Here is an 11,688-nt window from a genome sequence, read left to right as displayed (position 1 = left end):
CCCGAGAACACCGCACCCGAGAACACCGCACCCGAGAACACCGCACCCGAGAACACCGCACCCGAGAACACCGCACCCGAGAACACCGCACCCGAGAACACCGCACCCGAGGATGCTGCCCCTCTCGGCTACACTCCCGCTTCCGTCAGCAAGCCGATCCGCCAGCAGTCGGCGGACTTGGCGGCCGACTTGGTTACCGCAGTGCTCATCGCCCCGGGCAGCAGCCCTGGTGACAGCTTGCTCACCGGTATCACCAACTCGCTCGGCAGCCTCACCCCCGGAGTCATCAGCCGAGGCCAGTGGGGTGCAGACGAGTCGATTCGCTGCTCGAATCCGACATACGACAACTCCCTCGGTGGCGGCATCGTGCACCACACCGCAGGTACTAACAACTACTCCCCGGCCGAGTCCGCGCAAATCGTCCGCGGGATCTACGCGTACCACGCACAGACGCTCGGCTGGTGCGACATCGGATACAACGCGCTCGTCGACAGGTACGGGCAGATCTTCGAGGGGCGCGCAGGCGGCCTGGGCCTTCCGGTCCGAGGCGCTCACGCGGGCGGATTCAACGAGAACACCACCGGCGTCGCAATGATGGGTGATTTCTCCAATGTGGCTCCGCCGCAGGCCACGATCGACGCGGTCGGCAGGTTCCTGGGCTGGAAGCTCGGCAATGCCGGACTCGACCCCTTCGGGTACACGAGAATGTACTCCGAGGGCACCCAGTTCACTCCGATTCCGGTAGGCCAACCGATAGACGTGCCGATAATCTTCGCGCACAGCGACGTCGGTTACACCGTCTGCCCAGGCGCTGTCGGTTACTCATACATGAACCAGATCCGGCAGATCGCTGCGGCCAACCTCGGCAACGGCAGCTCCATCCTCGCGGCGGGCCCACCCGCAGGTAGCTTGCCACCACCGGATCTTGGCTCGAGTCTGCCGGACGACATCCCGGGGCTCGTCACCGAACTGATCCGGCTTACCGACTCGCCCGTCGTACAGAAGTGGCTCGCCGAGGGCGGTGAGGCGGGCAGGCTCGGCCAAGCCATCACTGGACTTCTCCAGGCGAAGGCAGGCAACACGGGCGCGCTGTTCACCAACGGGGCGATCTACACCTCACCGAACGGTGGTGTGTGGACGGTCCTCGGGGAGATCTACAACACCTGGAGGAAACTCGGTGCCGACAGTGGCGTTCTCGGTCTGCCGACCAGCGACGAGTACGCGATCCCGGGCGGTATGCGCAGCGACTTCGAGAACGGTTCGCTCATCTTCAACGAGCTGACCGGAGTCGTGACCCAGGTTCTCCAGACATTCAACGACACCTACGAGTAGGCATACAACGGCATCGCCCGGTCACGACCGCTGGTGGTCTGATCACGACCACCAGCGCTCGAGCACTCTCGCGACGCCGTGATTCAAGTTCGTGGTCGTGACCTCGCGGGCCGCAGCCTTGGCATCGAGATGCGCGTTCTCGACCGCGACCCCCAAACCAGCGAGGTTCAGCATGGGAATGTCGTTGGGCATGTCTCCGAACGCCACGATCTCCGACGCCGCCACGCCCAGCCGTTCGGCCACGATCGCCAGACCGGACGCTTTCGTAATTCCCGGCGCCGACAACTCGATCAGCCCGTTGTCGGTGGAGTAGGTTACGTCGGCCCTCCCGCCGATGTGCGGCTTCAGCGCGTCGACCATCGCCTTGCTGGACATTCCAGGGACCCTGACCAGCAACTTCACCGCGGATGCGGCCAAGACCGCCTCTTCCGACACCTCAGTGTCGTCCGGGTTGAACCAGGCGTGCTCGTAGTCCGGTGAACGGACGAATTCCGATGTCGCCATGTCGTGCGCGCCGACACCGACGCGCTCTGCGGCGAGTCCTGCGCCCGGGAGTACCTCGTGTGTGATGTCCGACAGCCACGCGAGTGAATCGACATCGAGAACCGATGCGCTGAGCACGCGGCCGGTGTTGCTGTCGTAGATGATGGCGCCATTGGCGCAGACGGCGAGCGGCGCGTGACCGAGTTCATCGACGACGGGATGAATCCAGCGCGGTGGCCTACCGGTCGCCAAAACAAAGGGCGTCCCCGACGCGACCACCGATGTGACGGCGTCACGAGTGCGCGCACTGACGCGTTCGTCGTGCCCGATCAAGGTGCCGTCGATATCGGACGCTACAAGGCTGGGCCGGTCTGCAATCACTTAGTAATTCTGCATGCAAGGGTTGCCTAGGCGCTGGACAACCGGCTATGAAGTTCGTCGCTTCTCGGCATCTCGACGATCCATTTCCGCGGCCTCCTCGAGAGTGGGTGCGGTACCACCGAGACGCCGCGGCACCCAGTACGCACCCGCTGGGTGATCGAAATCCTCCTGCACCCGGTGCAGCATCGCGACCATCTCGTTGCGCAATGTCTCGGTGAGGGTGGCCGCCGGTTCGTGCGGTTCGATCGGCGTACCGAACGCTACAGACACCGGAAAGTGATGTCGCCCAAGGTGCCTGGGCTTGCCCTTCGTCGCGATCCGCTGTGCGCCCCACACGATGGCGGGCACGATCGGCACGTCCGCTTGGATCGCCATGCGGGCCGCACCCGACTTGAATGCCTTGATCTCGAAACTGCGGCTGATCGTGGCCTCGGGGTACACAGTGACCAACTCGCCGGCCCGAAGCCGATTCACAGCCTCGGCGTATGCGTCAGCACCTGCCGCCCGGTCAACCTCGATGACGCCGCACCCCCGCATCAAGAACCCCAGCACCTTGTTGTTCGCAAGTTCCCTCTTCGCCATGATCCGCATTCTGCGGCCCGCGGCGCTGACCGCCAGCCCCAACTGGATGAAATCCAGGTAGCCGGTGTGATTGACCGCGAGGACCGCCCCGCCCTCGGCTGGAATATTCTCGAGTCCCTTCCGACTCGTTTTCACTCCCTGGAACCGCGACATCGCCTTGGCCGTCATCTCGACGGCGGTGTAAACAGGCTCGCCAGCCACGTCAGTTTCCGGTCTCCCGCAGCCGCCGGGCGCGAGCCTTCGCCTCGGACTCCTCCAAGTCCATTCTGTTCGCTTCCTCGAGGGTAGGTGCGCTGCCACCGAGTCGTGCGGGCACCCAGTACGCACCCGCCGGATGCTCGTACTCACGTTGAAGGTCGGCAAGCATCACTTCCATTGTGGCGTGCAACTTGTCCGTCAACTCGGATGCGGGCTCGAACGGCGCAATGGGCTCACCGACGGCGATCGAGATGGGTGTGTTCGTGCGACCGAGTCTCTTCGGGAACCCCTTCGTCCATACCCTCTGCGCACCCCAGATGACGATCGGAATGATGGGGACGTCGGCCTCGATCGCCATTCGGGCTGCGCCCGACTTGAAAGCCTTGATCTCGAAACTGCGGCTGATCGTGGCCTCCGGATAGACACCCACCAGTTGGCCGTGACGCAAGCGGTCCACGGCCGCACGATACGAGTCGGAACCCGCGGCACGATCGACCGGAATGTGCTTGAGGGCGCGCATGATCGGGCCGGAAATCTTGTTGTCGAACACTTCCTTCTTCGCCATGAAGCGGATGTACCGCTTGACCCTGCGAGCGGGAAGCCCGGCGTAAGTGAAGTCCATGTATCCGGTGTGATTGATCGCGATCACGGCCCCACCGGTTGCCGGAATGTGCTCATCACCCTTGACGGTGAACTTCAGCCCCTCGAAGGCGAATACGGTGCGGGCAATTCCGATGATGGTTCGGTAAACGGGTTCCACAATCGGTTAGCGTAGTCCGGTGTTCGCGATCCACCCCACACCGAGGTGAAGACGGCGATGGGAAGTAGCGTGAAAGTGCGCACACTGCCGTTCTGCAAGACCGCCGAGGGCCACGAATTGCGATCCACCAAACTCTGACGCCGACCCGATTTCCGTCGGGTCGATCTGGCTGTGCCGATGTCACATCTGTTCGATCTGGCTGCACCGATGTGACATGGGGCGGTCCCGCGCTGTCCGGTAGCTACTATCCGGCAGTCGGGGGCTGATCGACGAGTTGCGCCATGTAGAGCTGGTCACCCATCTTGTCGAGTAGCTCGATCTGGGTCTCGAGATAATCGATGTGCTCCTCTTCCTCCGCGAGGATCTGCTCGAGCAACTTGGCCGAGGTGGCATCACCCTTGCTTCGGCACATCTGAATTCCAGGGCGCAGGCGTTCGACGACTTCGACCTCGATCGCCAGGTCGGAGTGGAACTGCTCGCGCAGGTCTTGACCGATGCGCAGCGGAAGTAGCTTCTGATAGTTGGGAAGGGCTTCGAGTAGAAGAATGCGGTCGGTGAGAATCTCGGCATGAACCATCTCCTCGATGGATTCGGCGCGAGTCTTGGCGGCCAGTTTCGTGAAGCCCCAGTTGGCCTGCATCTTCGAGTGCAGGAAGTACTGATTGATCGCGGTCAGCTCACTGGTCAACTGTTCGTTGAGTAGAGCGATAACCTCGTCGTCGCCACGCATAGCAACCTCCGGTCGTCGGACTGATACGACCGTAGCAGCGTTCTCTTACGATCCGAAGGGGATCGAGGCTTCAGTTGTCAGGCAGCCGTCTGCTTACGGACAGCGTGCTCACACAACAATTCATCGAGGCGGTTGACGCAGGTACCACACCCCCATCCAGCTCCACACTGCTCGCCGATCGCATCAGGAGTGTCCGCACCGGCGTCCAGGTACTCTTGCACCTCTTCTTCGGTCACGGCTTTGCAGATGCAGACGAACATATAGAGCTCCTTACGAACCAATCTGGTTAGGTAAGGATTACATTATTTCGGAGCTCACGCAAGGGTAGCCTTGCCAAAATATGGGCGGAGTGATCAAGGCTTCAGCACATCGGTACCAACGAAGGGCACCAAAGCTTCTGGCAACCGGACGGTGCCATCGGACTGCTGATGGTTCTCCAGGATCGCGACGATCCATCGCGTCGTCGCCAGCGTGCCGTTCAGCGTGGCCGCAATCTGCGGTTTCCCGTTCTCGTCGCGGTAGCGCACACCCAGGCGACGTGCTTGGAACGTCGTGCAGTTGGACGTAGAGGTGAGCTCCCGATACGCCTGCTGCGTGGGTATCCACGCCTCGCAGTCGAACTTGCGAGCAGCCGAGGTTCCGAGATCACCACCAGCGACGTCGATCACCCGGTACGGGACGTCGATGGCAGCGAGCATGTCCTGCTCCCACGAGAGCAACCGCCTGTGTTCGGCATCCGCATCCTCTGGTTTGCAGTAGGTGAACATTTCCACCTTGTCGAACTGGTGGACGCGGATGATGCCGCGGGTGTCCTTGCCGTAGCTACCGGCTTCACGGCGGAAGCATGTCGACCAGCCGGCGTACCGCTTCGGTCCGTCTGAAAGGTCCAGGATCTCGCCCGAGTGGTAGCCGGCCAGCGGGACCTCGGACGTGCCGACGAGGTACAGGTCGTCGTCGGCGAGATGGTAGACCTCGTCGGCGTGGGACCCGAGGAACCCGGTGCCCGACATGACCTCGGGACGCACCAGCACCGGCGGGATCATCATCTGGAAGCCGTTGGCCATCGCCTTCTGCGCCGCGAGCTGCAGCATTCCCAGCTGCAACATGGCGCCGAAGCCGGTGAGGAAGTAGAACCGGGCGCCCGAGACCTTCGCGCCGCGCTCCATATCGATCAGACCGAGCGATTCGCCCAGCTCGAGGTGGTCCTTGGGCTCGAAGTCGAAGGTGGGAATGTCCCCGACGACCTCGAGCGTGGTGAAGTCGTCCTCACCCCCTGCGGGGGCACCCTCCTGGACGATGTTCGAGATCGCCCGATGCGCGGCATCGAGCGCGGCTTGCGCCTTGTGCTGCTCCGCCTCGGCCTGCTTGACCTTCGCCGCGAGTTCCTTGGATCCCTCGAGCAGCGCAGGACGTTCCTCGGGGGAGGCCTGGCCAACCTTCTTACCGAACGCCTTCTGCTCGGCGCGCAGGGTGTCACCGGCGAGGACTGCAGCACGGCGGGCTGCGTCTGCCTCGAGCAGCGAGTCGACCAGGGCGGGATCTTCCCCTCGCATGCGCTGCGACTGGCGGACGGCGTCAGGATTCTCGCGGAGGAACTTCAGGTCAATCACGGAGTCAAACCCTACCGGGCGACCCTGTGGACCTCATTTCGGTTTCGGTTCGAGCAGGGTCGAGACGGCCTTGCGATCGAACACTCGTACGCGGCTCTCTGGCGCGCCGAGTTCATTCCGATCGTGGGTGTTGTTCTGCTTCTGCCGCCGGAACGGGCATTATGGGTACCGATGTCTTCAGATCAGTCGAACAGCGCCGAGTCGCCACCGGAGAATGCCGGGCGCCCGCGGAAGACCCTTCCCGCGATGTCCGCGAACACGACCCGGCGTTCGCTCGCCTTCATTGCGGCGGGTGCCGTAGTGGCTGCGGTCGCCACCGTGGCGATCGCGGGTGGATTCAACCGCAGCGAGTTGCCCGCCTTGTCCAGCAACTCCGCGCTGCAGGCAACCAGCGTCCGGGGCGTCGCATTCGCCTCGGCCACCGCAGGCGACTGCCTCGACTGGACACCGTCGACAGGGTCGAGTGACCGAACAGACGTGACGAAGGTCGATTGCTCGCAGGAACACCGCTTCGAGGTGACATCGGGTTTGGACCTGAGCATGTACCCGGGCGCCGAGTTCGGCCCAGGGTCGCGCTATCCGGGCGCGCTACGCTTCGCCTCGCTTCGGGACGAACACTGCGTCCCCTCCGTCGGCAACTACCTCGGCGCCAAGTTCGATCCGGACGGCAAATTCAGCGTCGGTCTCATGTTCCCCAGCGAGAGCGGCTGGGGAATGGGTGAACGCACTCTGCGCTGCGGTCTGCAGTACTCGAGCGCCGACGGCACGCTGCAGCCGTTCGAGGGAAGGGTGGCCGAGCAGGATCAATCGAACATCTGGGACCCCGGCTCGTGCATCGGGATCAGCCAAGGTGTGCCTACCGATCCTGTGGACTGCGCGCAACCGCACGCATTCGAGGTGATCTCCGTCGTCGACCTTGCAACCCGCTTCCAGGGCCCGATGCCGTCCGTCGAGGACCAGGACGAGTACCTCGAGGACGTGTGCACGCAGGCATCCAACGAATACCTCGATTCCGCAGAGGCTCTGCGGAACAAGACGCTGACGCTGTTCTGGGACAACCTCCAACTCGACAGTTGGCTGGCCGGCTCGAGACAGATCAACTGTTCGATAGGCAAGGAGACAGCGGACGGCTTCTCCACCGTCACAGGTTCGGCGAAGGGCGAAATTCTCATCGACGGCGTCGCACCCGTGCCACCACCGCCGATCGGTGAGGGAAGGTCGTTGCCGACTCCGCTTCCCGGCGCTGCACCCTTCCCAGGAGCCTGACGTGCCAGTGACCATGTCGCCCGCACGATTCGAGGAATTGGTAGGCGACGCACTCGATCTGATTCCGCCTGCGCTCGCAGCCGCAATCGACAATGTCGTCGTCCTCGTCGACGACCGCAACGACGAGGACCCCCACCTGCTCGGTCTCTATCACGGGATAGCACTGACAGAAAGGGACAGCCACTACGGCGGATCACTGCCCGATACGATTACCGTCTACCGCGAAGCCCTTCTCGATATCTGCAGTTCGGAGGAGGAAGTCGTGCACGAAGTAGCGGTGACCGTGATTCACGAAGTTGCGCACTACTTCGGAATAGAAGAAGATCGCTTGCACGAGCTCGGCTGGGGATGAACGGTTTCTCGGGACACAGTTCCAGTTCAACGTTTGACACTGATGCGTTTGACACTGATTCGCGTCTTTGACGAAGTCTCGGGATCGGGGGAACCGAAGAGCACGTTGCAGCGTCCAAAGGGTGTAGAGGTCCAAGCGTGTAAAGGTCCGAACGCGCCTGGACAGCGCACCTGCAGTTCGTTTGCCGGGGGGCAACTGCCTTCCGCCTGCCTAGGTCGAGAAGGAGTTCGACGCAATGCCACCCCTGCCTGACGGAACGCCATCTCTGCAAGTCGTACCTGAAGCTCTTGTCGCCGCCGCCGCGGAACTGGACGCGCTGGCCATTCGCCTCGAGACAGCGGTGGCTCTAAACTCCTCGGCCATTCGAGTACTCCCGTCAGGGAGCGACGAGGTATCCCTGCATGCCGCCAAGTACTTCAACACTGTTGCAGGGTCGTTCAGTCCCGCCGTAGCGCAGGGTATTCGCGAATTGCACGAAACCGCGAACACGCTTCGTGCCCAGGCCGCGCGGTACACCTCCGAAGACCTCGCTCTCGGGGCATCGTTCACGGCGACCATGTGACCACCAACGCCCCGAGACCACAGGGAGATCCGACATGATCATGGGACTGACCGGCGTCATCTGGTTGCCACGTGGGGCAGCCGCCAACTCGACGGCCCTGGCAGCCGGAGCAGGACCGGTGCCGCTCAGCGTGGCATCCGCTGCGTGGACTGCGCTGTCCACGAGTTTCGCCGACGCCAACCTCACACTCGTCCGGGTCATGGCCGAACTCGGCGCCGGCTGGCAGGGCACAACTGCCGCCGCCGCAATTGCCAAGATCGCACCGTTCGCGGCATGGACGACCGAATGCGCCGAACTCGCCGCTGACACTGCAGGCAAGGCCGGAATCGAGGCGGGCGCGTACACGACGGCGTCGCTCGCCATGCCCAGCATCCCCGAGATCATGGCCGTCAAGGCCGCCAAGACCGCCGCGTATTCGGCTGGTGGCGCCCTCAACGGTTCCGCAGCCGTCGCCGAGGCCGCCGACCGTGCGATGGACATCCGCGCCGCGCTGGTGATGGAAGCCTATGAGGCGGCGACCAACATTCTCGCGGTCAAGCGGACCTTCAGAGAGCCGCCACGCATCGTGACCAAGGCCGATTCCAGGGAAACCTCGAACTTCGAGGATCTGTCCGACGACGGCGAATTCGATCCGACGCGTGCGGCGGTGGCAGCGGTCATGTCCGCCAGTCAGAACCCGGCGGTAGCCACCGCTGCCGCACAGGTCAGCAGCGTAGCCGGAACGACAGCCACCTCGGCTGCATCCAACATCACCGGTGCGGCAATCTCGGCGATCACGGGAACGGGTGCAACGCCCCTGGTCGGTGGAGTACCGACGGCGCCGGTTGGTGCGCAAACCAACGGTCCCGCGAGCACCAGTGCCGCGTCGGCGCGTGCGGCGATCGGCGCGACTGCCGGAGGTGCGACGCTACCGGAGGGTTGGGGCAAGTCCGATGGGCTGGGCGCCCGGTCCGGTTCCCCTGCCGCTGCAGCCGGCACTGGCCTCGGCGAGGTTCGAGCCGACATCAACTCGAACACGGCGAGTCGGACAACCGCGAGCAACGGGCCGATGATGGCCGGACGCGGGGCCGGAGCCGACTCCCAGGACGACGAGCGGGACACCCCCGACTATCTCAGGAATTTCGAGCACTTCTCCGACGGTCGCACCGTCATCCCCTCGGTCATCGGCGCGAATCCCGAACATCAGGAGACAGAACGGTGATAGACCTCGGCACCGGTCCGGGGACATCGACCCTGCCTGCGGTACACCTGAGCCTCGACGAAATGGACTACCTCGTCGAGGCCCTTGCGCTCGACGTACTGCCTGTGGTGCTTGCCGGCTCCCCGCGATTCGACTCGTACGAGGCCAGGGAGGCGGCCCACCGCAGTGCGATCGACACTCTCACGGCCCGGGATCTACTCGGAGGCGGCCAGGTTCATCCCGAACTCGCCGACAGGCTGCGGGTTCTTGCGCGACCGCACTGGGAGATCGCACTGCGGTGGCACGTCGACGGCGACATCTCGAGACTGTGTGTCTCTCAGGGCGAATACCTCTCGGTTCTGGCAGTACGTGCCGGCGACACTTACGTCGTCCAGGACGCCGGGGTCGACATCCTCGCACCTGTCATCAGTTCCCTCGGAGCTGTGACACCCCTGAACTTCGGTGGCCTCAACGCGCCCACCGACCAGCTCAGCGAAGCCTTCGACCAGAGTGCGGACGGCAAGGCACTCGCTGCCGCCCTCGTCGGGCTAGGTGCGGGCGCGGCGGACGCTGCTGCACTGGGTAGCGCGATAGCAAGCTGCACGACGTACGCCGAGATCGTCGGAATCGTGTACGGCAACGGTCAATACGATCCGGTTGGCGGGCCCGTCACGGTCTTCGATACACAAGCAGGGCGAATCGTCGGGACATCCAGCGTCTCAGCGCACGGCGTCGCATGGTCCTCACTTAGCCCCGGCACCCCTGGGCGTCTACGTCAAGCGTTGGAGTCGCTGGCTGACCGTCTGCGTTGATCCACCCACCCACTAAAGCGGTTCCCGCTTCCACCACGCCCCGGTCTCACGACGTTCCTTCCAGGTGGTGAACTGGTATCGGTACAGCCGCAGACGTATGTGCTTGGGTGGATGATCGGGAAATGGATTGTTCTGCAACAGCTTCAGAGTGTCCCGGTCATTCCGGAGCAGCCTCTCGACGAACCCCCGGATCCACGGCTCCGCATAACCTGGTGAGATCGCAACAAACCAGAACAGCCAGTCGAGCCGCAGGTGATATGGCGCGAACTGTCGTGGGCGACGGCGGACGTCACCGGGTTTGCCCTTGAAGCCGTACTCCTTCCATTCGGAGTCATCGCTGATGTATGCATCGGACGTACCCTCGACGATCACCTCGAAGCGCTCTCTGGTGATGCTGCCGAAGGCGCCGTAGGTATTGACGAAGTGCCACTTGTTGAATGACGCGTTCATGGCCTGTCCGTGCGAGATCATGTTGCGAATCGGCCAATAGCTCAGCACGACGACAAGCGCGGTCACCGCAATGACCAGCACGACGAAGGGAATCGGTGCCGATACGCTCGCGGGCGCAATATCGACGCGCAGCACCTTCTCGTACACGCTGTCCGGAATGACGGATACCGCGAGAACAATCGCCATCCAGTTCAACCACGAGAAGTTGCCGCTCGCGATCAACCACAGTTGGGTGACGATGATGATCGCCGCGGCGATAGCGGCTACCGGTTGCGGCGCGAACAACCCGAACGGGACGACGAGCTGCGCGAAGTGATTACCGAGCACCTCCACCTTGTGAAGCCGCTTGGGTAGGTGGTGAAAGTACCAACTCAGCGGTCCTGGCATCGGTTGGGTTTCGTGGTGATAGTAGAGGCACGTGAGGTCGCGCCAGCATCGATCGCCGCGCATCTTGATCAACCCGGCCCCGAATTCGAGGCGGAACAACAACCATCTCAACAGGATCAGTACGAGCACCGGCGGACCGACCGACGTGTTGCCCAGAAATATCACAAGGAAGCCCGCCTCGAGTAGCAACGACTCCCACCCGAAGCTGTACCAGAGTTGCGACACGTTGACGATGGACAGATAGAGCACCCACAGGGCGAACCACACGAGCATGCACACCGCCAGGGGCACGACGTGGGTCAGGCCGAGAACCGCGGCCAGAGACAACCCGCATCCGATCCAGCAGACCGTCGCGAAGAATCTGTCCGAGTAGTACAGGTGGAAGATGCTCGGAGCCCGGCGGAAGCCGACAGAGCGAAGGAAATCCGGGATCGGCAGCATTCCATTGCTGCCCACGAGAGGCCTGAACTGGTTGCGCGCCACCAGGAAGGCAACGAGATAGATAGCGGCCATTCCCTCGGCGACGAGTATTCTGCCGAGCGAATAGTCTTCGGCTACGAACCAATCCACCACCGTCACTCCTCGAGGACGGTTCCTGCATCC

13 protein-coding genes and 1 pseudogene are annotated in these 11,688 nt (G+C 63.2%); 6 read left to right on the top strand and 8 right to left on the bottom strand.

The window, feature by feature from the left end:
- Window positions 1–71 (bottom strand): pentapeptide repeat-containing protein (locus tag AB0I57_RS10820; protein WP_358334889.1); only part of this gene is annotated, 71 nt, incomplete at its 3' end.
- A 43-nt stretch (window positions 72–114) separates the two neighbouring features.
- Between AB0I57_RS10820 and AB0I57_RS10815 the strand changes: the two are divergent.
- Window positions 115–1,332, top strand: a pseudogene (locus AB0I57_RS10815) (N-acetylmuramoyl-L-alanine amidase); the annotation flags it as partial.
- Window positions 1,333–1,374: 42 nt separating this feature from the next.
- On the opposite strand, the gene AB0I57_RS10810 reads toward AB0I57_RS10815, so the two are convergent.
- From AB0I57_RS10810 to serS, 6 genes are all read right to left on the bottom strand, one after another.
- On the bottom strand, window positions 1,375–2,196 hold the full coding sequence (locus AB0I57_RS10810) for an HAD family hydrolase (RefSeq protein WP_358334135.1): 822 nt from the start codon (window positions 2,194–2,196) through the stop codon (window positions 1,375–1,377).
- A gap of 45 nt (window positions 2,197–2,241) precedes the next feature.
- The gene (locus tag AB0I57_RS10805; protein WP_358334132.1) at window positions 2,242–2,979 is read right to left on the bottom strand and encodes a lysophospholipid acyltransferase family protein; all 738 of its coding nucleotides are present in this window, start codon (window positions 2,977–2,979) and stop codon (window positions 2,242–2,244) included.
- Between the two features lies 1 nt (window position 2,980).
- Entirely contained in the window at window positions 2,981–3,736 is a 756-nt protein-coding gene (locus AB0I57_RS10800; RefSeq protein WP_358334129.1) for a lysophospholipid acyltransferase family protein, read from the bottom strand.
- 244 nt (window positions 3,737–3,980) lie between these two features.
- Entirely contained in the window at window positions 3,981–4,466 is a 486-nt protein-coding gene (bfr, locus tag AB0I57_RS10795; protein ID WP_358334126.1) for a bacterioferritin, read from the bottom strand.
- A gap of 77 nt (window positions 4,467–4,543) precedes the next feature.
- Window positions 4,544–4,726 carry a (2Fe-2S)-binding protein gene (locus tag AB0I57_RS10790; protein WP_358334123.1) on the bottom strand — a complete coding sequence of 61 codons (183 nt, stop codon included), beginning with the start codon at window positions 4,724–4,726 and terminating at the stop codon, window positions 4,544–4,546.
- Between the two features lie 93 nt (window positions 4,727–4,819).
- Window positions 4,820–6,076: a serine--tRNA ligase gene (gene serS, locus AB0I57_RS10785; protein WP_358334120.1), complete on the bottom strand. Its 1,257-nt coding sequence runs from the start codon at window positions 6,074–6,076 to the stop codon at window positions 4,820–4,822.
- A 171-nt stretch (window positions 6,077–6,247) separates the two neighbouring features.
- Here serS and AB0I57_RS10780 point away from each other — a divergent pair, with 171 nt between their 5' ends.
- The 5 genes from AB0I57_RS10780 (at window position 6,248) to AB0I57_RS10760 (ending at window position 10,248) form a co-directional block, all read left to right on the top strand.
- The gene (locus tag AB0I57_RS10780; protein WP_358334117.1) at window positions 6,248–7,342 is read left to right on the top strand and encodes a septum formation family protein; all 1,095 of its coding nucleotides are present in this window, start codon (window positions 6,248–6,250) and stop codon (window positions 7,340–7,342) included.
- 1 nt (window position 7,343) lies between these two features.
- Entirely contained in the window at window positions 7,344–7,694 is a 351-nt protein-coding gene (locus AB0I57_RS10775) for a metallopeptidase family protein (protein ID WP_358334114.1), read from the top strand.
- Between the two features lie 235 nt (window positions 7,695–7,929).
- Window positions 7,930–8,256 (top strand): PE family protein, encoded by a 327-nt coding sequence (locus AB0I57_RS10770; RefSeq protein WP_358334111.1) that lies wholly within the window; start codon window positions 7,930–7,932, stop codon window positions 8,254–8,256.
- Window positions 8,257–8,290: 34 nt separating this feature from the next.
- The gene (locus AB0I57_RS10765) at window positions 8,291–9,457 is read left to right on the top strand and encodes a PPE domain-containing protein (protein ID WP_358334108.1); all 1,167 of its coding nucleotides are present in this window, start codon (window positions 8,291–8,293) and stop codon (window positions 9,455–9,457) included.
- On the top strand, window positions 9,454–10,248 hold the full coding sequence (locus tag AB0I57_RS10760) for an ESX secretion-associated protein EspG (protein ID WP_358334105.1): 795 nt from the start codon (window positions 9,454–9,456) through the stop codon (window positions 10,246–10,248). Before AB0I57_RS10765 ends, AB0I57_RS10760 begins: the two co-directional genes overlap by 4 nt.
- A 12-nt stretch (window positions 10,249–10,260) precedes the next feature.
- Here AB0I57_RS10760 and AB0I57_RS10755 read toward each other — a convergent pair whose 3' ends face one another.
- Window positions 10,261–11,655, bottom strand: coding sequence for a lipase maturation factor family protein (locus AB0I57_RS10755; protein WP_358334886.1), 1,395 nt, complete (start codon window positions 11,653–11,655; stop codon window positions 10,261–10,263).
- Between the last annotated feature and the right edge of the window lie 33 nt (window positions 11,656–11,688).

Source organism: Rhodococcus sp. NPDC049939, assembly GCF_040656415.1.
In the GTDB taxonomy this organism is placed as follows: Bacteria; Actinomycetota; Actinomycetes; order Mycobacteriales; family Mycobacteriaceae; genus Rhodococcus_F.
This window is presented reverse-complemented; position numbering and strand designations above follow the sequence as displayed.